General features: G+C 45.1%; 23 protein-coding genes. 13 read left to right on the top strand and 10 right to left on the bottom strand.

Annotation, left to right across the window (positions count from 1 at the left end; all coding sequences use genetic code 11):
* Position 1 precedes the first annotated feature (1 nt).
* From znuB to E5Y90_RS13140, 3 genes are read right to left on the bottom strand one after another with little or no spacing between them, the layout of a single operon-like run.
* Positions 2-802 (bottom strand): zinc ABC transporter permease subunit ZnuB, encoded by an 801-nt coding sequence (znuB, locus tag E5Y90_RS13150; RefSeq protein ID WP_151205307.1) that lies wholly within the window; start codon positions 800-802, stop codon positions 2-4.
* Between the two features lie 3 nt (positions 803-805).
* The gene (znuC, locus tag E5Y90_RS13145) at positions 806-1,573 is read right to left on the bottom strand and encodes a zinc ABC transporter ATP-binding protein ZnuC (protein WP_151205306.1); all 768 of its coding nucleotides are present in this window, start codon (positions 1,571-1,573) and stop codon (positions 806-808) included.
* Entirely contained in the window at positions 1,570-2,067 is a 498-nt protein-coding gene (locus E5Y90_RS13140) for a transcriptional repressor (protein WP_151206868.1), read from the bottom strand. Before E5Y90_RS13140 ends, znuC begins: the two co-directional genes overlap by 4 nt.
* A 147-nt stretch (positions 2,068-2,214) precedes the next feature.
* Between E5Y90_RS13140 and E5Y90_RS13135 the strand changes: the two genes are divergently transcribed.
* The 12 genes from E5Y90_RS13135 (at position 2,215) to adhP (ending at position 12,334) form a co-directional block, all read left to right on the top strand.
* Positions 2,215-3,048, top strand: coding sequence for a metal ABC transporter solute-binding protein, Zn/Mn family (locus tag E5Y90_RS13135; RefSeq protein WP_174660421.1), 834 nt, complete (start codon positions 2,215-2,217; stop codon positions 3,046-3,048).
* Between the two features lie 174 nt (positions 3,049-3,222).
* Positions 3,223-3,621 carry an ATP synthase subunit I gene (locus E5Y90_RS13130; RefSeq protein ID WP_151204714.1) on the top strand — a complete coding sequence of 133 codons (399 nt, stop codon included), beginning with the start codon at positions 3,223-3,225 and terminating at the stop codon, positions 3,619-3,621.
* A 104-nt stretch (positions 3,622-3,725) separates the two neighbouring features.
* A complete protein-coding gene (atpB, locus tag E5Y90_RS13125) occupies positions 3,726-4,601 on the top strand; it encodes a F0F1 ATP synthase subunit A (protein WP_151204713.1) in 876 nt (291 codons plus the stop codon).
* Positions 4,602-4,683: 82 nt separating this feature from the next.
* Positions 4,684-4,929 (top strand): F0F1 ATP synthase subunit C, encoded by a 246-nt coding sequence (gene atpE, locus E5Y90_RS13120; RefSeq protein WP_000424060.1) that lies wholly within the window; start codon positions 4,684-4,686, stop codon positions 4,927-4,929.
* Positions 4,930-4,968: 39 nt separating this feature from the next.
* The gene (locus tag E5Y90_RS13115; RefSeq protein WP_151204712.1) at positions 4,969-5,439 is read left to right on the top strand and encodes a F0F1 ATP synthase subunit B; all 471 of its coding nucleotides are present in this window, start codon (positions 4,969-4,971) and stop codon (positions 5,437-5,439) included.
* Between the two features lie 12 nt (positions 5,440-5,451).
* Positions 5,452-5,988: a F0F1 ATP synthase subunit delta gene (locus E5Y90_RS13110; RefSeq protein WP_151204711.1), complete on the top strand. Its 537-nt coding sequence runs from the start codon at positions 5,452-5,454 to the stop codon at positions 5,986-5,988.
* A 46-nt stretch (positions 5,989-6,034) separates the two neighbouring features.
* On the top strand, positions 6,035-7,579 hold the full coding sequence (gene atpA, locus E5Y90_RS13105) for a F0F1 ATP synthase subunit alpha (RefSeq protein WP_151204710.1): 1,545 nt from the start codon (positions 6,035-6,037) through the stop codon (positions 7,577-7,579).
* An 89-nt stretch (positions 7,580-7,668) separates the two neighbouring features.
* Entirely contained in the window at positions 7,669-8,538 is an 870-nt protein-coding gene (atpG, locus tag E5Y90_RS13100) for a F0F1 ATP synthase subunit gamma (RefSeq protein ID WP_151204709.1), read from the top strand.
* A gap of 26 nt (positions 8,539-8,564) precedes the next feature.
* Positions 8,565-9,959: a F0F1 ATP synthase subunit beta gene (atpD, locus tag E5Y90_RS13095; protein WP_174660420.1), complete on the top strand. Its 1,395-nt coding sequence runs from the start codon at positions 8,565-8,567 to the stop codon at positions 9,957-9,959.
* Positions 9,960-9,986: 27 nt separating this feature from the next.
* Positions 9,987-10,406 carry a F0F1 ATP synthase subunit epsilon gene (locus E5Y90_RS13090; RefSeq protein ID WP_151204707.1) on the top strand — a complete coding sequence of 140 codons (420 nt, stop codon included), beginning with the start codon at positions 9,987-9,989 and terminating at the stop codon, positions 10,404-10,406.
* Positions 10,407-10,558: 152 nt separating this feature from the next.
* Positions 10,559-10,864 (top strand): hypothetical protein, encoded by a 306-nt coding sequence (locus tag E5Y90_RS13085; RefSeq protein WP_174660419.1) that lies wholly within the window; start codon positions 10,559-10,561, stop codon positions 10,862-10,864.
* A gap of 438 nt (positions 10,865-11,302) precedes the next feature.
* Positions 11,303-12,334 carry an alcohol dehydrogenase AdhP gene (gene adhP, locus E5Y90_RS13080; protein WP_174660418.1) on the top strand — a complete coding sequence of 344 codons (1,032 nt, stop codon included), beginning with the start codon at positions 11,303-11,305 and terminating at the stop codon, positions 12,332-12,334.
* Positions 12,335-12,391: 57 nt separating this feature from the next.
* Here adhP and E5Y90_RS13075 read toward each other — a convergent pair whose 3' ends face one another.
* The 4 genes from E5Y90_RS13075 to E5Y90_RS13060 all read right to left on the bottom strand — a co-directional run bounded on the left by E5Y90_RS13075 (position 12,392) and on the right by E5Y90_RS13060 (position 15,500).
* Positions 12,392-12,979 (bottom strand): hypothetical protein, encoded by a 588-nt coding sequence (locus tag E5Y90_RS13075; protein WP_151206865.1) that lies wholly within the window; start codon positions 12,977-12,979, stop codon positions 12,392-12,394.
* A 310-nt stretch (positions 12,980-13,289) separates the two neighbouring features.
* Positions 13,290-13,832: a glutathione peroxidase gene (locus E5Y90_RS13070; protein WP_174660417.1), complete on the bottom strand. Its 543-nt coding sequence runs from the start codon at positions 13,830-13,832 to the stop codon at positions 13,290-13,292.
* A 131-nt stretch (positions 13,833-13,963) separates the two neighbouring features.
* Complete coding sequence (locus E5Y90_RS13065; protein WP_174660416.1) at positions 13,964-14,557, bottom strand: viral A-type inclusion protein; 594 nt, start codon at positions 14,555-14,557, stop codon at positions 13,964-13,966.
* A gap of 181 nt (positions 14,558-14,738) precedes the next feature.
* Positions 14,739-15,500: an AraC family transcriptional regulator gene (locus E5Y90_RS13060; RefSeq protein ID WP_174660415.1), complete on the bottom strand. Its 762-nt coding sequence runs from the start codon at positions 15,498-15,500 to the stop codon at positions 14,739-14,741.
* A gap of 115 nt (positions 15,501-15,615) precedes the next feature.
* Here E5Y90_RS13060 and E5Y90_RS13055 point away from each other — a divergent pair, with 115 nt between their 5' ends.
* A complete protein-coding gene (locus E5Y90_RS13055; protein ID WP_174660414.1) occupies positions 15,616-16,515 on the top strand; it encodes a DMT family transporter in 900 nt (299 codons plus the stop codon).
* A 439-nt stretch (positions 16,516-16,954) separates the two neighbouring features.
* Here the strand turns inward: E5Y90_RS13055 and E5Y90_RS13050 are convergent, their stop codons facing one another.
* The 3 genes from E5Y90_RS13050 to E5Y90_RS13040 all read right to left on the bottom strand — a co-directional run bounded on the left by E5Y90_RS13050 (position 16,955) and on the right by E5Y90_RS13040 (position 19,949).
* The gene (locus E5Y90_RS13050; RefSeq protein WP_151204699.1) at positions 16,955-17,524 is read right to left on the bottom strand and encodes a Sua5/YciO/YrdC/YwlC family protein; all 570 of its coding nucleotides are present in this window, start codon (positions 17,522-17,524) and stop codon (positions 16,955-16,957) included.
* A 41-nt stretch (positions 17,525-17,565) separates the two neighbouring features.
* Positions 17,566-18,705, bottom strand: coding sequence for a DNA-processing protein DprA (gene dprA / locus E5Y90_RS13045; protein ID WP_174660413.1), 1,140 nt, complete (start codon positions 18,703-18,705; stop codon positions 17,566-17,568).
* A gap of 89 nt (positions 18,706-18,794) precedes the next feature.
* Complete coding sequence (locus E5Y90_RS13040) at positions 18,795-19,949, bottom strand: LysM peptidoglycan-binding domain-containing protein (protein WP_174660412.1); 1,155 nt, start codon at positions 19,947-19,949, stop codon at positions 18,795-18,797.
* Positions 19,950-19,990 lie beyond the last annotated feature (41 nt).

Genomic DNA, 19,990 nt, shown 5'->3' with positions numbered 1-19,990 from the left:
CCTAGTTTGATTTTCTAACTTTTTGTAGGGTAAATATAAGGGCAAATAACATGGCCATGGTCAGGACAATGGTTAAGCCGGTCGAAGTATTTAAGCCGGCACTTGACCACAGCCCAACCGTCACGCCAATCTGTGCAATCACAAAAGCCCAGATCACCATCTGTTTGGGAGAATGAGCTAACAGTCGGGCAGTTAAGGCTGGAATGACCAGCAATGCACCCATCAGTAAGGAGCCTACTGCACGCAGCGCGAGTACGGTAAATAAAGCCAAGAGCAGCATAAAGATCAGGCGCTGCCATTTGGCATTCACCCCTTCACTGACTGCCATATCCGGATCAATCGCGATCTGGATCTGTGCCTGCCAGTTTTTATAGAGCACCGCCAGGGCCAGAATAATGACCGCTGCAAAGGTCGGTAAATCAGCCCATGAAATGGTAAGTAGATCACCAAATAAATAGCTGAGTAGTTCCGGTCTTAAACTGGGTAAATGCTGGATAAACAGCAGACCTGAACAGAGCAAAGTCGCCGAACACAGGGCCAGCAAAGCATCATTCGGCAGGCGTGGGTCATGCAATATCCAGAGAATAGCCACCAGCAGTAAAGCCAGAAAGGTTACACCGATCCAGAGCGGTAAGCTTAAGGCCCCCGCGATCGCCACACCGAGCAAAGTCCCATGTGCCATGGTATCAGCGAAAAAGGACATACGGCGCCACAACATCAGGCAGCCAAGTGGGGCTGTGAGGAACACGAGGAGCGTTCCCATGATCCAGGCAGGTAAAAGGAGGTCTAGCCAGTCCATCATGGTTTAAGCTTCCGGCTCGGGGTGAATATGTGGACGAGGGTCCTGTTGGCAGGGGATGGCCGAATCACCATGCGCGCAGTGCTCGTGATGGTGTTGATAGAATACCCGGTTACTACCAAAAATGGCCTGGTATTCAGGGTGCTGCTGTACCGTGTCTGGAGAGCCGCTACAGCAAATATGTTTATTTAAACAGACGACACGCGTGGTCCCTTGCATCACCCATTGTAAGTCATGCGACACCATCAAAATGGCACAGCCATATTTTTCTGGCAGACTGCGTACATAGTCATACAGTTCTGCTTCAGACTGAATGTCCAAACCTTGCATCGGTTCATCTAAAACCAGAATATCCGGTTGGCGCAGCAGGGCGCGTGCCAGTAATACACGTTGCCGTTCCCCACCTGACAATTGCTGCACCTTGGAATTTTCCAGCTTGCTGATGCCTGTATCACGAATAATTTCTGCTTTAACTTTGGCTGGACATTTTTCTAGAGCCAGTAAATCTTTGACACGTAAAGGCAGACTGTGCGATGGATTGAATTTTTGTGGTACATAGGCAAATTTTAAGCTCCGGCTGCTCAGTACCTTACCGGATTGTGGTTTTACAATTCCGAGCATGACTTTAATTAAGGTAGATTTACCTGCACCATTCGGACCAATCAGCGTGACAATTTCTCTCTCTTGTAAAGAAAAGTCTACGGCTTTTAAAATGTCGCGCTCATCAATATTGACCCAAATATTCGAAAGTTGGATCAGAGGATCGGAGCTCATGCTTTGTTCTGGCACTGCTGACAGGTTCCTGAAATCTCGATAATACTGTGGTGTGAGCTAAAACCATCAGAGGCGGCCAGAGCATCTAGCTGATTCAGCAGATCCTGTGCAGAAGCTTCTTTGACGGCCTTACACGCCGTACAAATTAAAAAGGCAGCCTGGTGACCTTCACGCGGATGACAGCAGGGAATATAGGCATTAATAGAAGTCAGGCGATGAATAAAGCCTTTTTCTAATAGAAAGTCGAGGGTACGATAGACGGTAGGCGGTGCAGCAGGACGGTCACTGGCATTTTTCATTTGTGCCAGTAGATCATAGGCGCCCATAGGGCCGCTCGCCTTCAGGATGAGTTCCAGCACTTCTTTGCGCAGCGGCGTCAGTCGTGCTCCAGTTGCTGCACAAATACTTTCCGCTTCTGCAAGACGGCGCTCGACATTTGAATGATCGTGCACGCCATGCAATGCGTTGTGGTGCTCGTGCGAACATGAACCCATAGTTCACCTCAAGTGCGAAACTGAAAATTAAAAAGATTTCAAATCTTAGCATGAAGTACCTGGAGTTTCGATCAGGCATAGGTATTTTTGCTATTTTGTTATATTATAACACTTAACAATTTCCTCGTTTTTAGGTGAGTTCTACTCATGTTCCGTTTCCTTGCCCTGTGTAGTCTGGCTTTATTCAGCACATTCAGCTGGTCACAAAGTCTGGTGGTTTCGACGCAGCCCATTTATCTGATTGCCAAGAAAATTACCCAGGGGGCGGAGCAGCCAACCTTATTACTGGCCAATCAAAGTGGTCATGATGTCAGTCTGACTCCGGCACACCGTAAAACCATTCAAGATGCCGGACTGGTGATCTGGCTGGGACAGGCCCATGAAGCGCCGCTGTCCAAAGTGCTGGACAATAAAAAAAGTATCGCTCTTTTGGAATCAGGGATCCTGAGTATCTTGCCGATGCGTAATCCTAAAGGTGCTGCCTTAAAGGAGACGGTCGATACCCATGTCTGGCTGGATCCGAATAATGCAGTCCGTATCGGTTTCTTTATTGCGGCCTTGCGTTCCCAGCAATTACCGCAATATCGTGAAATTTACTGGAACAATGCACGTGACTTTGCGCAAAACATGTTGGCCACAGCCCAGCGTTACCACTCTGTCAGCAAAGCCCGTCCTTATTGGGCCTATCACGATGCCTATCAGTATCTGGAACGTCCGCTGAACCTCAAGTTCATGGGCGCCATGACCGATGATCCGCATGTGGCACCGACCATGGCACAGATCAAGTTCCTGCATGATCACCGTCCACAACCCAAAATGTGCCTGCTGGCCGAAGCACATGCCGGAAAAAGTCAGTACCGTAAACTCCAGCCAATTGTCTTTCAGACGGTGGATGAAAGCATGAATGGGGTAGGGGACTTTATACAGGGCTGGCAGAAATTGGCTGGACAAACCCAGAACTGCGTGTTAAGTGCGCGCTAATGATTTAAAAAATAGACAAGTTTTGATTAGTTTGCCAGCATTTGGCCTGTGGAAAAAAACACGACTAAGGTCGGGAAAAGATTGCATGTTCAGGGGTGTAACTCTATAATGCCTGCGATTAAAAATAATCATCAGCTAAACTTGTCAAGCATGCTTGCAGTGAGTGAATAAATAATGAGCCGAACTAGTCGCTTGATTGACCGACGATTAGCGAAAGCTTTAGTCCTCTTACAAGCGTGTATGATCCCTGTTTCAGCCTTGATCGGCTGGGTCGTGAAAGACTCAACCGCAGCCTTGAGTGCCGCTTTAGGGGCGTTCGTCTGTTGGCTTGCGACCTGTTATTTTTCATGGCAATCGTTTCGGACAGCGGGAGCTCGTGCCTCTAAACAGGTTCTTTCGAACATGTATAAAGGTATGATGGGCAAGTTTGCAATCGTGATTGTTGGCTTCATTTTAATTTTAGGCAATGTTAAGCCGTTGTCAGCGGTGGCGTTGTTTTGTGGTTTTATGCTCGTTCAGGCCATGTCGTGGGTCGCTCCGTTTTGGGTGTCACGTCTACAAAAACGAGTTTAAGCACAACAAAAAATTGAAAAGTTTTTTTTGAGCAGGCGAGATATCAAGCAGCACGCGATGTTCGCTTGTTCTATTAGTTTTTTGACATTGACCAGGTGTGATTTATGGCTGCTGAAGAACATGCCCTTACTTCGACCGAGTATATCAAGCATCACTTGACCAATATGACCTACGGCAAAATGCCGGACGGTACATGGAAGTTGGCCGAGAGCGGTGCTGAAGCTCAACAGATGGGGTTCACTGCTATTCACTTGGATTCAATGGGTTGGTCTATCGGGCTGGGTCTGATTTTCTGTTTGCTGTTCTGGGTCGTGGCGAAAGCTGCAAACTCTGGTGTTCCGACCAAGTTCCAGTCTGCAATTGAAATGATTATCGAGTTTGTAGATTCAAGTGTACGTGACACCTTCCACGGTAAGTCACGTCTGATTGCACCATTGGCATTAACTATTTTCGTGTGGATTTTCCTCATGAACTTGATGGACTTAATCCCTGTTGACTTTATTCCTTATACAGCTCAGCAGTTGATTGGTTCGATGCTTGGTGTAGATCCTCATCAAGTTTACTTTAAGATTGTTCCGACTACAGATCCAAACGTTACCTTAGGTATGTCAATTTCTGTATTCTTCCTGATCTTATTCTACAGTATCCGCGAAAAGGGTATTGGAGGCTTTGTTGGTGAGTTGGCACTGAATCCGTTCAATCCAAAGAATCCAGTTGCTAAAGTGCTTTTAATTCCATTCAACTTGTTGCTGGAATTAACCACTTTCTTGGCGAGACCAGTTTCATTGGCTCTACGACTGTTCGGTAACATGTATGCGGGTGAGTTGATCTTCATCTTGATCGCATTATTACCGTTCTGGATCCAGTGGGCATTGTCTGTGCCTTGGGCGATTTTCCATATTCTGATTATCACCCTGCAAGCATTTATCTTTATGATGCTAACCATTGTTTATCTAAGCATGGCAAGCGAAAAGCATTAATGTTAATTGCCTAACTGTCATAAGATGGTTAGGTACAATTTTTAATTTAATTGGGTATAAACCTAACCTCTGAGGAATTATCATGGAACTCACTTTAGGTCTAGTTGCAATTGCATCTGCTATTTTGATCGCTTTCGGTGCTTTAGGTACTGCGATTGGTTTTGGTCTTCTAGGCGGCCGCTTCCTTGAAGCAGTAGCTCGTCAACCAGAATTGGCTCCACAGCTTCAAACTCGTATGTTCTTAATCGCGGGTCTTCTTGATGCTGTACCTATGATCGGTGTTGGTATTGGCTTGTTCTTCATCTTCGCTAATCCATTTGTAGGTTAATCAGCTTAATTCCGAAATTCACTATTTGAGGAATTTGCAATGAATATCAACCTCACATTGTTTGGCCAAGCGATTGCGTTTGCGATTTTTGTCGCATTCTGCATGAAATTCGTTTGGCCACCACTAATCAATGCGATTAGTGAACGTCAGCGTAAAATTGCTGATGGCTTAAATGCTGCTGAAAAAGCGAAAGCTGACCTTGCAGACGCGCAAGCACAAGTGAAAGCTGAGTTAGATGCAGCAAAGGCACAAGCGGCTCAATTGATCGAACAAGCGAACCGTCGTGCAGCGCAATTGGTAGAAGAAGCTCGTACCCAAGCATCTGCGGAAGGTGAGCGTATTCGTCAACAAGCAAAAGAAGCTGTTGATACAGAAATCAATTCTGCTCGCGAAGAATTACGTCAACAAGTTGCTGCTCTTGCAGTGACGGGTGCAGAGAAAATTCTGAGCCAACAAGTTGATGCAGAAGCTCACAATGCCATGCTGACTCAGCTGGCTGCTAAACTTTAAGAGAGGCGGATTATGGCTGAACTCTTGACGTTGGCACGCCCTTACGCTAAGGCAGCATTTGCTTATGCTTCTGAGCAGAGTGCAACTGACTCATGGTCAACTGTACTTGAAGTGCTCAGTGCTGCGGTGCAAGACGAAGCATTTTCAGCTTATCTAAATCGCCCTGAGCTTACACCTGCCGAGCAGGTGGCTCTTTTTGCTAAAATTTTAGGTGAAGATCAGACCGCAGCAGTGTCTAACTTTTTGACATTGCTTGCAGAAAATGACCGTCTGACTCTGCTTCCTGAAATTGCTGCAGAATATGAACAGCTCAAATCACAGAATAACAATACTGTGGATGTTGTAATTGAATCAGCATTCCCATTAACTTCTGTACAAGAACAAACGTTAGCGCAAGCGCTCGAGAAAAAATTCGAAGCTGCGGTAAATGTTTCTGTAGAAGTAAAACCAGAGCTTATTGCTGGTGTAGTTATTCGTGCAGGCGACCAAGTGATAGATGATTCTGCGCTTAACAAGCTTGAAAAAATGCGTACTCGTCTTCTGGCTTAATTGCATATAAGAAGACTGAACTTTAAAAAGATTGAGGTATAGCGCAATGCAACAACTGAATCCATCCGAGATCAGTGCGCTCATTAAACAGCGTATCGGCGATCTGGACACCAGCGCGACCGCTAAGAACGAAGGAACCATTGTTATGGTTTCCGACGGTATTGTGCGTATTCACGGCCTTGCTGATGCAATGTACGGTGAAATGATCGAATTCGACGGCGGCTTATACGGTATGGCACTGAACCTAGAACAGGATTCAGTGGGCGTCGTTGTTTTAGGTAACTACTTAAGCCTTCAAGAAGGCCAAAAAGCGCGTTGTACAGGTCGCGTATTAGAAGTTCCGGTTGGTCCTGAACTTCTAGGCCGTGTTGTCGATGCTTTGGGTAACCCGATTGATGGTAAAGGCCCGATCGATGCGAAATTAACTGATGCAGTAGAAAAAGTTGCACCAGGCGTAATTTGGCGTCAATCAGTGGATCAGCCTGTACAAACTGGTTATAAATCAGTAGATACAATGATTCCAATCGGCCGTGGTCAGCGTGAGTTGATCATTGGTGACCGTCAGACTGGTAAAACAGCTATGGCGATCGATGCGATCATCGCTCAGAAAAACTCTGGCATTAAATGTATCTATGTAGCAATCGGTCAGAAACAATCGACGATTGCCAACGTAGTACGCAAGCTGGAAGAAACTGGCGCGATGGCGTATACCACTGTTGTAGCAGCTGCTGCAGCTGATCCAGCAGCAATGCTGTATCTGGCTCCGTACTCTGGCTGTACAATGGGTGAATACTTCCGTGACCGCGGTGAAGATGCACTGATCATCTATGATGACTTGTCTAAGCAAGCAGTGGCTTACCGTCAAATCTCATTGCTTCTTCGTCGTCCGCCAGGTCGTGAAGCATATCCAGGTGACGTGTTCTATCTACACTCGCGTCTACTTGAACGTGCTTCTCGTGTATCTGCTGACTATGTTGAGAAATTCACTAATGGTGAAGTTAAAGGCCAGACTGGTTCTCTAACTGCATTGCCAATTATTGAAACTCAAGCAGGTGACGTATCTGCATTCGTACCGACAAACGTAATTTCGATTACTGATGGTCAGATCTTCCTTGAAACATCTCTGTTCAACTCAGGTATCCGTCCTGCTGTGAACGCGGGTATCTCTGTATCTCGTGTAGGTGGTTCAGCGCAAACTAAGATCATCAAGAAATTGTCTGGTGGTATCCGTACCGCTTTAGCACAATACCGTGAATTGGCAGCGTTTGCTCAGTTCGCTTCTGACCTTGACGAAGCAACTCGTAAGCAACTTGAACATGGTCAACGTGTAACTGAGTTAATGAAGCAAAAACAATATGCTCCATACTCAATTGCTGACCAGGCTGTTTCAATTTATGCCTCTAACGAAGGCTACATGGCTGATGTTGAAGTGAAGAAAATCGTAGACTTTGATGCTGCGTTAATTTCTTACTTCCGTTCAGAGCATGCTGCGTTAATGCAAAAAATCGATGACACTGGTGATTATAACAAAGACATCGAAGCTGCAATCAAAGCAGGTATTGAAAGCTTTAAAGCGACTCAAACTTACTAATTTTCAACCTTGTTGAATTTAGTATTGGTTTGGTTCACGGAATCAACCTTCGGAAGCTCGCAAGGGCTTTCGAATACTAGGTTAAGCGTATGGCAAATTTAAAAGAAATTCGCGCCAAAGTAGCTAGTATCAAGAGCACGCAGAAAATTACTCGCGCGATGCAAATGGTAGCAGCTTCTAAGATGCGTCGTGCGCAAGAGCGCATGGCTCAAGGCCGTCCGTATGCCGAAAATATGCACCGTGTAATTGCTCACTTGGTTCAAGCGAATCCTGAATACAAACACCGTTATATGGTAGACCGCCCGGTTAAGCGCGTTGGCTATATCATTGTGTCTTCAGATCGTGGCCTGGCTGGTGGTTTGAACATTAACCTGTTCAAGAAAGTGGTTAAACACGTCCAGCAGCAACAAGAGCAGTCAATTGAAGTTCAATTTGCTTTAATTGGTCAAAAAGCGGTTTCTTTTTTTAAAAACTACGGCGGTAAAGTGCTGGGTGCGACTACAAACGTAGGCGATACACCGAGTCTTGAGCAGTTATCTGGTTCTGTACAGGTGATGTTGGATGCTTATGATAAAGGCGAGTTAGATCGTATTTATCTGGTATCAAACGGCTTTGTCAATGCCATGACTCAAAATCAAAAGATCGAACAACTTGTTCCTTTGGCAGCTGCTGAAGAAGACAAGAATCTTAACCGTCAATACGGTTGGGACTATATCTACGAACCTGAAGCTGAAGAGCTTTTAAATGGTTTGTTGGTTCGCTATATCGAGTCTGTGGTGTATCAAGGTGTGATTGAAAACATCGCATGTGAGCAGTCTGCACGTATGGTCGCTATGAAAGCAGCGACAGACAACGCAGGCGAGATCATTAAGAGCCTGCAACTTATTTATAACAAGCTGCGTCAAGCCGCGATTACTCAGGAAATTTCTGAGATCGTTGGTGGTGCCGCTGCCGTTTAACATTATTTTGAATTGAGGAGACAGCAATGAATAGCGGTCGTATCATTCAGATCATCGGCGCGGTTATCGACGTCGAGTTTGAACGCAACAGCGTTCCTAAGATCTATGACGCTCTCCAAGTAGATGGTACTGAAACTACTTTAGAAGTTCAGCAACAGCTTGGTGATGGCGTAGTTCGTACTATTGCAATGGGTTCTACTGAAGGCCTTAAGCGTGGTTTGAACGTAACGAATACTAACGCGCCGATTTCTGTACCAGTAGGTACAGCAACTCTAGGCCGTATCATGGACGTTCTTGGTCGCCCAATCGACGAAGCTGGTCCGGTTGCGACTGAAGAGCGTTTACCAATTCACCGTCAAGCGCCTTCTTATGCAGAACAAGCAGCTTCTACTGACCTTTTAGAAACTGGTATTAAAGTCATCGACTTGCTATGCCCGTTCGCGAAAGGTGGTAAAGTTGGTCTGTTCGGTGGTGCCGGTGTTGGTAAAACTGTAAACATGATGGAACTGATCAACAACATCGCGAAAGCACACTCAGGTTTATCTGTGTTTGCTGGTGTTGGTGAGCGTACTCGTGAAGGTAACGACTTCTATCACGAAATGAAAGATTCTAACGTTCTAGACAAAGTAGCAATGGTCTACGGTCAGATGAACGAGCCACCAGGTAACCGTTTACGCGTAGCGTTGACTGGTTTGACCATGGCTGAATATTTCCGTGACGAGAAAGACGAAAACGGTAAAGGTCGTGACGTACTCTTGTTCGTAGATAACATCTATCGTTATACACTAGCGGGTACTGAAGTATCAGCACTTCTAGGCCGTATGCCATCTGCAGTAGGTTATCAGCCTACTCTTGCAGAAGAGATGGGTGTTCTTCAGGAACGTATTACATCGACTAAGTCTGGTTCGATTACGTCAATCCAAGCGGTATACGTACCTGCCGATGACTTGACTGACCCGTCGCCTGCGACAACGTTTGCTCACTTGGACGCAACTGTTGTATTGAGCCGTGACATCGCATCTTCTGGTATTTATCCAGCGATCGATCCACTAGACTCAACTTCACGTCAGTTAGATCCACTGGTCGTTGGTCAAGAGCACTACGAGATTGCTCGTTCAGTTCAAAACGTTTTACAACGTTATAAAGAATTGAAAGACATCATCGCGATTCTTGGTATGGACGAATTGTCAGAAGAAGACAAACTTACTGTATACCGTGCACGTAAGATCCAGCGTTTCTTCTCGCAACCGTTCCACGTAGCTGAAGTATTTACTGGCGCGCCTGGTAAACTTGTACCGCTTAAAGAAACGATTCGTGGCTTTAAAGGTCTTCTAGCTGGTGAATACGATCACATTCCAGAACAAGCGTTCTATATGGTTGGTGGTATTGACGAAGTGATTGCTAAAGCCGAGAAACTTTAATTAGCTACTCTAATTTAGGAGATTCTCATGGCGACTATGCAATGTGATGTTGTAAGTGTTCAGGAGTCTTTGTACTCAGGCACTGTGACGATGCTAATTGCAAAAGGTGCTGGTGGTGAGCTGGGTATTATGCCTGGTCATGCACCGCTAGTAACTTTGCTCCAACCTGGCGCGATCCGCGTTATTTTGGAAAATGGTACAGAAGAGTTGATCTATGTATCTGGTGGTATTCTAGAAGTTCAACCGCATGTTGTTACGGTTCTTGCTGATACAGCAGTCCGTGCAGAAAACTTGGATGAAGCGGCAATTATTGAAGCGCGTAAACACGCTGAACAATTGCTGGCCAATCAAAAGAGCGATTTGGATGCTGCTGCTGCTTTGGCTGCTCTTGCAGAAACTGCTGCTCAGCTGGAAACGATCCGCAAAATCAAAAACCGCGCAATGTAATTGTCGGTTTGAGATTGAAAAGACCACCCGAAAGGGTGGTTTTTTTATGCCTTCCCCCTAGAAAGCAAGGCTAGAAATACTCTCTAAAGTTGCATAGCTTCTCATTCAGCTCATGTAATATATTAAGTCCATCATTTGCTTAATGAATTGATATGAACCTTATTGCTCATGAACCCCACTTTTGGGAACTCTATCAGGATGATGCTCATTATTACCTCAGTATCGCGGTAGATCTGGGTTCCGCACTGTCTTGCTGGGATGTGGCGTTGACACCACAAGAAATCTTGCAATATGAACATCGAGGTAGTGTCAGCATTCGGGAACTGGCAAAATCGGTGGTGGATCTGGTCTATAAAGGCGATTTTTCAACTCTCGAAAGTCGTGTGGTCAAGCCTTATCAACAGCATGCCATGCAGGCGGCATTTAAAGCCTGGCGTAACACTCAAAAAGCAGAATAAAATTTTATCGAGCAATAAGCTCACGAGGCCATTGTCTATTTCTGACAATATTGACCTTAAAGTTTGATCCAAAGCTTGATTCTGGTTAGATACCTGTAATTTTTGACAGCTGAGGGAATACTTGGCGTAGAAAGCTGGGCTTGATAGTCCTCTTAACAATTCAGTTGGTATTAAATTTTAGAATCCATTTAAAATATTAAACCACAACATTTTTTAGTCTTAATCTTGGCAATCCAGTGTTTTGCAGTAGAGGCGTGTTCTCCCGCTGCTTTAAGTTTTTCAGTCCTCTCCCGGTATTTTTCTTTCTGATAATCATATTTGGAAGTGCGCAAATTTTCTACAAATCTCTAACTATTGGCTATTTATTATTCGATATAGTGAAGAAAGAGCGCTTAAAAATGTTGGCTCCTTGATATGAGTAATTGGGAGAAAATAAATATGAAAACGACAATGAAAGCGGCGGTAGTCACTGAATTTAATCAGCCGCTGCAAATCCAAGAGGTGGAAATTCCGAAAATTGCGCCCGGTAAGGTATTAATGAAAATTATCGCCACGGGTGTTTGTCATACCGATTTGCATGCGGTACACGGTGATTGGCCGGTCAAACCGACTTTACCCTTTATTCCCGGGCATGAAGGCGTGGGTGAAGTGGTTGAAGTGGGTGCAGGTATTGAGCACTTAAAGGTGGGTGATATTGTGGGTGTTCCGTGGCTGTATTCTGCCTGTGGGCACTGTGATCATTGCTATGCTGGCTGGGAAACCTTATGTAAGCAACAGCAAAACTCAGGCTATTCAGTGAATGGTAGTTTTGCTGAATACTGTTTGGCCGATGGCAATTATGTGGGAGTGATTCCTGAAGGAGTCGACCTGCTGGAAATAGCCCCGATTCTATGTGCGGGGGTGACGGTTTATAAAGGCCTGAAAATGACCGAAGCCAAAACTGGGGACTGGGTGGCCATTTCCGGTATTGGCGGTTTGGGTCATGTCGCAGTTCAATATGCCAAAGCCATGGGTTTTAATATCGTAGCCATTGATATAGATGACAGCAAACTGGAACTGGCTAAAAGTTTAGGTGCAGATGTTGCCATTAATGCCCTGAAAGTGGATGTGAAAGAAGAAGTGATGAAAGCGACCGGAGAAGGTTGTCATGGTGTACTGGTCACTGCTGTATCACCAAAGGCATTTGCACAGGCGATTGCCATCATTCGTCGTGGTGGAACCATGGTATTAAATGGTTTGCCGCCAGGAACATTTGACTTGTCAATCTTTGATATGGTGCTTGAAGGTATTACCGTACGCGGTTCTATTGTGGGAACCCGGTTGGATTTAAAAGAAGCCCTGGACATTGCGGCACACGGTAAGGTCAAGGCCCATATTCATGTGGAACCTCTTGAAAATATCAATGATATTTTTGACCGGATGGCACATGGCAAAATTGATGGTCGTATTGTGGTGGATATGCGGCTTTAGCCAGTCAATCGCCCAGCCCCATTTGCTAGAGGTGAATGGAGCTAGGCGATCTGGACATTAACCTTCCTGAGTGGACTGCTTCTGATTGTCCGGAATCAGCATGCCCGCCAGTTTAATCATTTCAAGCTGGACGCTATTTAGCTGCTGTTCAATTTTCTTGAAGTCGACCTGGGTGAGGTCAATGTCGCCCTTGAATAAAGGAGTAGCCAATACTTGCTGATTGGCCTGTATCATATTTTGGCGAATAGAATCAATCTCTTGGCTCTTTAAATTCAGGCTGTTGAGCGTTTGATTCAAGCCATTTAGCTGTTGTTTCAATACGTTGGCAGTGGCCTGAAGCTTGAGCTGATCTTGGTCATTGAGGGCGGTTTGTAACTCAGATTGTGTCTGTTTAAGTTGCTCAACATAATCACCGGCTTTAAGCTGCATATCTGCCACATCACGAACGATATAAAACATGTTACCGCTTTTCCGTTCAGCTGCTGTTTCCGAAGATACTGGCTGCTCAGAATTTAACTCTGGTTTGGAAGCGGTAATCTCATCGGGTTGAACAGGCGGCTCTACCGCTTGCTCGCAGCCTAACAAGACCATAGCCGAACTAAATAAAGCAAAAGGAAGCAAGGCATTGGCAAGTATCTTGGCCATAAAATCAGGATCTCAATCTGGATATATTTCTTGGGGTTAATATAGAGACAAACTATGGAGATAAAAAAGATTGTTGCAAAGTCATAACAAATCTTTTTTAAGTGCTCTCAGAGATCACTCTGAAATCAGGGGAGGATTTAGCTAAGTCGTACAATACAGTGTACAGATGACGGGGGCTTTACCTGCTGAATGAATTATGCAGATCTTCAGCTACATGCCGCTTTGATCAGGCAAGCTAGAGTAGGGGGGAGAAGGATTTCAAAAATAAGTATCTATAAGGCTCATAGATACTTATAAAATCAGTAAGCAGTTATTTGGCGAGTTCAGCATTCACCGCATCTACGATACGCGGATCATCCGCTGTAATGTCGGGAGCGAAACGCGCGACGACTTGCCCCTGTTTATTGACCAGAAACTTTTCAAAGTTCCAGAGGACTTCAGGCGGTTCATTTGGGGTCAGGCCATAATCCACCAAGTCTTTCCACCATGGACCTTCACCGATACGTTCTGGCTGTGCAGTTGTCAATGTTTGATACAGTGGATGTTTATCTGGACCAGCCACAGAAATTTTAGCAAATAACGGAAAAGAAACATCATAGTTCAGTGAACAGAACTGCTGGATTTCTTCATTCGAGCCCGGTTCCTGTTCTAAAAAATTATTGGCTGGAAAACCTAATATTTCGAGGCCTTGATCTTTTTTCTCACGGTAGAGTTTTTCTAAACCTTCATACTGCGGGGTCAGGCCGCACTTGGAAGCGGTATTGACGATCAGTAAAACTTTTCCGGCGAATTGATCTAACTTTATCTCTTCACCTTGAATGGTTTTAATGGAAATATGGGAAATCGAGGTCATGCATGCATCCTTATCGCATATAAATTAAAGTTTTAGGCTGTTCTTTTTAACTGGAATCTCGCTAGGCAGCAAGTGATTTTAGATGGGGTTGTGATTAGGGCAGGCCAGGCCGAAGCTACCTGCCCGGTTTATTATTGAGCTGGTTGAGCTGGTTGAGCTGGTTGAGCTGGTTGAGCTGGTTGTGGATTTATTTTGGCCTGTAATGCTTGTACATCACGCATAATATCGTTTTGTACATTCATAACCTGTTGTTGAAGCTGCTTAATTTTAACTTCATCTGGTTTGGCTTCGGTGCTCAGGCGTGTCAGTTCTAGTCCTAGTTGATTTGAATGAATAAACTTGTTGCGAAGTTCATGCACTTCCTGGCTTTTCAGTGACAGTGTTTTTAGGTCACGATTAAATTCTGTCATGAAGCCCTGCATATCCTTCATGACAGTTTGAATCTGATCACGGTTATTGGCCTGTACGGCTTTCATCATCCGGTCTTGAAAATTCATGGCAGTTTCTGCCTTGGAGTTGGTCAGGGTTTGCAGATGATTCAAGTCATTGCGGATATCTTCATGCTGATTGGTTGTCATATTGCCTGAAGTAGCGGGAGCAGGCGTAGAAGAGGCAGTCGCTGTAGTACTTTGAGTGTGGTCTGATTTAGCTGGCTCAGTCGGTTTACTACAGCCTGCAAGTGTCAGGCCTACCATACAGGCAGTGGTGAGAAGTAATTTTTTCATGCAAAGCGTACCCTGTATAAAAGTAAGATTAAATTTCGCAGATGAGCGTTTTTATAAAAACCAATTTTTTATTTAAACACGCTTTAAAGACAGCAAGACACCGCTTTACTTTTTATACTTAAAAATCATACGTGATAAAAACAGCAGAACTGAGATTTTATTATAAATATTTGATATATATTTAATTTAAGGAGCGCATTTGTGAGGGAGTCTGGTTGGTATAGCGTTTGAAAAAGGCGATAAAGCTAGAGCTATGCTGATAACCCAGCTCATAGGCAAGCCGTTTGATGGAAGTACCTTGGCGAATTTGTCCAATGGCATAAATAATTTTGGCACGGTTACGCCATTCAGAAATAGGCAGGCCAAGTTCCTGCTGGCTTAAACGTAAAATCTGCCGTTCGCTCAGGCTGAATCGCTTGAGCAGGCTATGTAAGCCATATTGAAACAACATAGGATCTGCAAGCTGCTGCAAGACGGGAAGCAATACCGGATGCTGGCTTTGCGGTAAATAATCATCATACCTTTCGGCTTGGAGTATTTGGTCGAACAGCACCTGCAAAAGATGCACATACATCTTATCGGTAGCAGGAGGGTGTTCCAGAATTTCCCTGACCAAGACAGACAGAAAAGGCCGGATACTGAAGGTTGTAACGTCCTGAGGAAGATGCTCACATAAGCTGGGATGAATCCTGATGCAGATAAAATGGGTGATGCCGTGGTCCAGCGCAACAGAACAATGCTCCGTCTGGGGAGGTAGCCACAGGGCATAATTGGGAGGAGCCAGAAAGGTCTGTTTTTCAGTACGAAGCTCCAAAATACCATCCAGACTAAAATTAAAATCCCCCCACAGGGAAGAGTGGGGTTCCACCTCTTCATCTTTTTTATAAAAAAACTGATTGATCTCAATCAGCCTATCAAGCGTAGGAGAGTCCGGTTTTTGCATTATTCTGAATATCCGTCGAGATGTCCTCTATACAGTATAGATGTCTGAAATTCAGTATTTCAATTATTTCAGACTTCTATAACAATAAGAGCTTGAATAAGTTGAGGTGAGAAAAATGTCAAGCGATCTGCGTAATCCGACATGGGCATTTGCCTTGCCGGTGCTGGCTGTCATGATCTGGTCATTAAATATTGTGGTGACACGCTATGCAGCTGACCTGATTTCTCCGGCCAGTATCAGTTTTTATCGCTGGCTGATTGCCTTTCTCATTCTGACTCCATTTATGTTAAGTAAGGTCTGGCAGCAACGTCAGCTTGTTAGACAACACTGGTTACAGTTGGCGGTATTGAGCGCATTTGGAATGGTGCTTTATCAGGGTTTGGCCTATACCGCGGCACATTACACCACAGCCACCAATATGGGGCTAATTAATGCGTTTATTCCGATATTTACCATTCTGGTCTCTTTTTTTATTCTAAAAGATATACCGAATTATTTTGCCATTATCGGCAGTATTTTATCGTTTTGTGGTCTGATGTATGTGATGGCTCAGGGGGACCTGACTGCATTGTGGCAAAATGGCGCCCATTGGGGTGACCTGCTAATGGTGATTGCAGTATTTTTCTACGCCTTTTATGGGGTGTTTTTGAAGAAGTGGCAATTACAGATCCCTTTATTGATCAGTCTGTATATCCAGATCGGTTTCGCGCTGATCTATCATTTACCCTTTATTGCCTGGTTGGGGCTGGACAGTTTGAATACTGCCAACTTGAGCAGTGTGCTGTATGCGGGTATTTTTCCTTCGCTGATTGCGCCTCTGGTCTGGATGCTGGCTGTACAGCAGATTGGTCCCAACCGGACCAGTATTTTCATGAACCTGATGCCCGTTTTTACCGCGATTATTGCCAGTATCTGGCTGGCTGAAAGCTGGACCATCTATCATAGTATAGGCGGGGCTATTATTCTCCTGGGGATTTTACTGGCGCAATATCAGCCTAAAATCAGGTGGGCCTAAGCTGTTTTGTGTGGCTCAAAAGATCGTTTGGTTGAAATTCAATCAAACGAAAAGTAGATTTTTATTGAAATTGGTTGCTAAATGGGTAATTTTGAAGGGTTATATCAATAATAAAAATATAGCTTTATTTTAAAAACAGAATAGAAAGAGTAAGATATTTTTAATATAAGTTAAAATTTTTTATTTATTAATAGTTAAAATGTCTTAGATGATATTTTTTATATACTTGTTGTTCTGAAGCATTTCTCTCATAATACGCCCATCGAGAATGATGAAGCAAAAAAATCCTTGTTTTATCAGACTCCCAGAGATTTTTTGTACCCTCTGGATGTGATTTATACACATCCTTTTTTATGCTCAGCCATCCCTATATGGTTGAGCTTTTTTTTGTCTTAAAACTTTAGTCGGTCTTGATGAAGTTTAAAGCTTGGGTATGACTTTAGTCTCGAATGATTTCTCCGGTAACGGCATCAATGATCCGGCTTGGTTCCTGACTCAAGCCCAAGTCACCATTTAAATAATTTAAATCCTGCTGAAAATAGCCAATCGCATCTTGTAGGGAACGCGCGGGTTCCAGACCCGCAGGGTTGGCACTGGTGGAGACAATAAAGCCGCCAAAAGCCTGACAGAGGGCGACACATAGTGAATGACTGGTGACCCGTACTGCTACTTTGGGATGCTGGCCTTTAATCCAGGTAGGAATGTCATCATGGGCGGGTAATAACCAGGTAATTGCACGTTCTGCTGGTCGGTTATTACTCCAGGATTCAATCACCTTTTCACGCATTTCCTCGCTCAACTCCCCCAACAGATGTTCCACCTGAGCAATATGCGCCGCCAACAAAATAACGCCTTTTTCAACCGGGCGCTGTTTCAGCTTTAAAATCTGGTGAAATGCCTGTTCATTATAAGGGTCGCAACCCAGCCCCCAAACAGCCTCTGTAGGATATGCCAGAACTTGTCCAGCTTTTAGACAGGTCGCTGCTTCGGAAACAGAGGTGGTGATCATGTGAGTACCTTACTAAAAACGACAAAGGCCTATTGTGAACCTTATTTAAGTACACGACAACGCAGATACATGCCGGCTTGCTGGGTACTAAAGCCCAAAAGCTCAAGTTCCATCAGCTGGCTGGTAAGAGTAGCGACATCTTGCCTGAGCTGACTGCTTAAATGATCCAGATCTTGTCCAACCCAGTCCAGCTGGTTATACAGGGAGATCAGATGTTGCGGAATGTAAGACGGCTCATGTGCTGCTGTTTCATTTTTGATGGAGTTTTGCAGGGCTTGCCATTGGGTCGGCAGGGCCAGATCTTCAATCACCTGCTCGGGATGATCAACTAAAATGGCTCCTTCACGAATCAGTTGATGACAACCCTGATGATGCTCACTATAAATATGCCCCGGAATGGCAAAGACTGTTTTGCCTTGCTCCGCAGCCAGTTTGGCCGTAATGAGCGAGCCACTTTTTAAGGTGGCCTCTGCCACGATAATGCCGAGACTCAGCCCACTGACAATCCGGTTGCGCCGTGGGAAATGGTGTTGTAAGGGCGGGGTATTGGGTAAAAATTCGCTAATGACAGCTCCACCCTCAGCAATAATTTGCTGGCGCAGCTGCTGATGCTGGGCCGGATAAGTCTGGTCCAGGCCGGTTCCCATTACTGCAATGGTGCCTTGCTGTTGCAGTCCGGCGCGATGGGCGGCTTCATCAATCCCTTGTGCAAGTCCGCTATTAATATAAAAACCCTGTTCGCTCAGATAACTGGCAAAATCATAAGCGACCTGACGGCCATGCGCACTGGGCTTGCGACTGCCCACCAGAGCAATCTGTGCCTGTAACAAACAATCTGGCCGACCCTGGCCAAATAGAATCGGCGGACGATCATTATAGGGGCTTAACTGCTGCGGATAATGAGGATCACTGTCTAACAGAATGAAGTCACTATCACGTTGAATGCTCTGCAAACTTTGCTGAAACTTTTGTTGTGAAGCTTCGAGCTGAAACTCTTTCAGCCGCTGTACATGATTGGCATGAATGCCTAAGGCTTGCCAGATGGGTGCCTGATCAGGATGCAGGGCATCGCCCAGATGAGAATAGTGCTGCCGGATTTTATAGAAACTGGGCAGAGAATGCTGGACCAGATACCATAAACTGATCATGTCCAGTTGCGCAGCCGAGAAGGACTTCAACATGTCGAGACCTTTACCTGTTTTCTTATTATTATGAAATGTGGAGGAGGGAGATACTGCTGTTTTCAGCAGCATCTCTCAAGTACTATAAATTATTCATCCAGCAATGGAGGCTGAACCGCTGCCCCAACCTTGATTGGCAGCTCACTTTCAAGTACATAAGCATAGCTCAGCTGATCAAATGCCTTGAAGACCATGATATTGCCAATACGCTCACCCGGTAACTGAATACGCTCCTTGGTTTTCGGGTCGGTCACGACTTCACCTTTCTGGTTCACACTCAGCACATGGCCGGCCTGTAACCCATGCGTGGTACCACGGTCAATCGTGACCACACTATGTCGTGCAGCTGTACCGATTGAACCCAGTACACGCACAATCTGGCCACCAGAGGTTACATTTTCAGCATTGGTTGGATAAAACAGGGTCGGTAACATCGGATCATATTCTGGCAGGACACGGTCACCGCGACGCACTTCAGCAGTATAGGTATCGGTCAATTCCAGAGTACTGATGTCATTTTCATTGCGTACCGCAATCGCTGACGCGACCTGTATCAGCTCCTGGCCGGCATTGTATTTATTCCCTTTGGCATCGGTAAGCATATAAGGTTCAGCTTCACGATACACCCCATAACGCTGACCGGCCACAATCCCTTTACCGCGGCTATATACTTTCTGGCCTTTGCCTGCCAGTACACGCTGGTCTGCTGTTCCTAAAATATAAGGGGTTCCGGTCAGAGATTCCGGGGCAATAATCGTGCTACGTTCCAGCCATTGCTTGATATGTTCAAGCGGAATCACCGGAATGGTATTATTTAAAGATTCTACCCGAACCTGTGGTTGCAGCGCGGTGCTACCGATATAACGGCTGATAATGCCTGCACAGCCATCACCTTCATCTTTACCAATAATTGGACGGCCTTGGTAATCACACATCAGCAGGCGGTCACCCGGGAAAATCCAGTGTGGATTTTTCACATGCTTATTACTGGCCCAAATTTCCGGCCAACGTACAGGATTTTTGAGGAATCGTTTGGAAATATCCCACAGCGTATCGCCTTTTTTCACTACATAGACTTGTGGTGCATTGGCTTTTAGGCTCGGTGGATTGACGTTACGTGTAGGCGCTGCCCCAGCGGTGTGAATTGTTCCTAGCCCCAAGCCCATACAAACTGCGAGTACGAGCACATGTTTTTTAAACCCCGGGGCCCTAAAAAATGGCATGCCCTTCAAAACCTTTTTCATTATCATAATTCCTAAAATTATGTCTGTAGTTGCGTTATAAT

It is taken from the genome of Acinetobacter sp. 10FS3-1, assembly GCF_013343215.1.
Classification (GTDB): domain Bacteria; phylum Pseudomonadota; class Gammaproteobacteria; order Pseudomonadales; family Moraxellaceae; genus Acinetobacter; species Acinetobacter lwoffii_C.
The sequence above is the reverse complement of the archived record's forward strand: the minus strand, read 5'-3'. Positions and strand labels throughout refer to the sequence as shown.

Excerpts from the sequence above, each read along its gene's own strand:
- znuB (WP_151205307.1), bottom strand. The coding sequence starts at position 802 with ATGATGGACTGGCTAGACCTCCTTTTACCTGCCTGGATCATGGGAACG.
- znuC (WP_151205306.1), bottom strand. The coding sequence starts at position 1,573 with ATGAGCTCCGATCCTCTGATCCAACTTTCGAATATTTGGGTCAATATT.
- E5Y90_RS13140 (WP_151206868.1), bottom strand. The coding sequence starts at position 2,067 with ATGGGTTCATGTTCGCACGAGCACCACAACGCATTGCATGGCGTGCAC.
- E5Y90_RS13135 (WP_174660421.1), top strand. The coding sequence starts at position 2,215 with ATGTTCCGTTTCCTTGCCCTGTGTAGTCTGGCTTTATTCAGCACATTC.
- E5Y90_RS13130 (WP_151204714.1), top strand. The coding sequence starts at position 3,223 with ATGAGCCGAACTAGTCGCTTGATTGACCGACGATTAGCGAAAGCTTTA.
- atpB (WP_151204713.1), top strand. The coding sequence starts at position 3,726 with ATGGCTGCTGAAGAACATGCCCTTACTTCGACCGAGTATATCAAGCAT.
- atpE (WP_000424060.1), top strand. The coding sequence starts at position 4,684 with ATGGAACTCACTTTAGGTCTAGTTGCAATTGCATCTGCTATTTTGATC.
- E5Y90_RS13115 (WP_151204712.1), top strand. The coding sequence starts at position 4,969 with ATGAATATCAACCTCACATTGTTTGGCCAAGCGATTGCGTTTGCGATT.
- E5Y90_RS13110 (WP_151204711.1), top strand. The coding sequence starts at position 5,452 with ATGGCTGAACTCTTGACGTTGGCACGCCCTTACGCTAAGGCAGCATTT.
- atpA (WP_151204710.1), top strand. The coding sequence starts at position 6,035 with ATGCAACAACTGAATCCATCCGAGATCAGTGCGCTCATTAAACAGCGT.
- atpG (WP_151204709.1), top strand. The coding sequence starts at position 7,669 with ATGGCAAATTTAAAAGAAATTCGCGCCAAAGTAGCTAGTATCAAGAGC.
- atpD (WP_174660420.1), top strand. The coding sequence starts at position 8,565 with ATGAATAGCGGTCGTATCATTCAGATCATCGGCGCGGTTATCGACGTC.
- E5Y90_RS13090 (WP_151204707.1), top strand. The coding sequence starts at position 9,987 with ATGGCGACTATGCAATGTGATGTTGTAAGTGTTCAGGAGTCTTTGTAC.
- E5Y90_RS13085 (WP_174660419.1), top strand. The coding sequence starts at position 10,559 with ATGAACCTTATTGCTCATGAACCCCACTTTTGGGAACTCTATCAGGAT.
- adhP (WP_174660418.1), top strand. The coding sequence starts at position 11,303 with ATGAAAACGACAATGAAAGCGGCGGTAGTCACTGAATTTAATCAGCCG.
- E5Y90_RS13075 (WP_151206865.1), bottom strand. The coding sequence starts at position 12,979 with ATGGCCAAGATACTTGCCAATGCCTTGCTTCCTTTTGCTTTATTTAGT.
- E5Y90_RS13070 (WP_174660417.1), bottom strand. The coding sequence starts at position 13,832 with ATGACCTCGATTTCCCATATTTCCATTAAAACCATTCAAGGTGAAGAG.
- E5Y90_RS13065 (WP_174660416.1), bottom strand. The coding sequence starts at position 14,557 with ATGAAAAAATTACTTCTCACCACTGCCTGTATGGTAGGCCTGACACTT.
- E5Y90_RS13060 (WP_174660415.1), bottom strand. The coding sequence starts at position 15,500 with ATGCAAAAACCGGACTCTCCTACGCTTGATAGGCTGATTGAGATCAAT.
- E5Y90_RS13055 (WP_174660414.1), top strand. The coding sequence starts at position 15,616 with ATGTCAAGCGATCTGCGTAATCCGACATGGGCATTTGCCTTGCCGGTG.
- E5Y90_RS13050 (WP_151204699.1), bottom strand. The coding sequence starts at position 17,524 with ATGATCACCACCTCTGTTTCCGAAGCAGCGACCTGTCTAAAAGCTGGA.
- dprA (WP_174660413.1), bottom strand. The coding sequence starts at position 18,705 with ATGTTGAAGTCCTTCTCGGCTGCGCAACTGGACATGATCAGTTTATGG.
- E5Y90_RS13040 (WP_174660412.1), bottom strand. The coding sequence starts at position 19,949 with ATGAAAAAGGTTTTGAAGGGCATGCCATTTTTTAGGGCCCCGGGGTTT.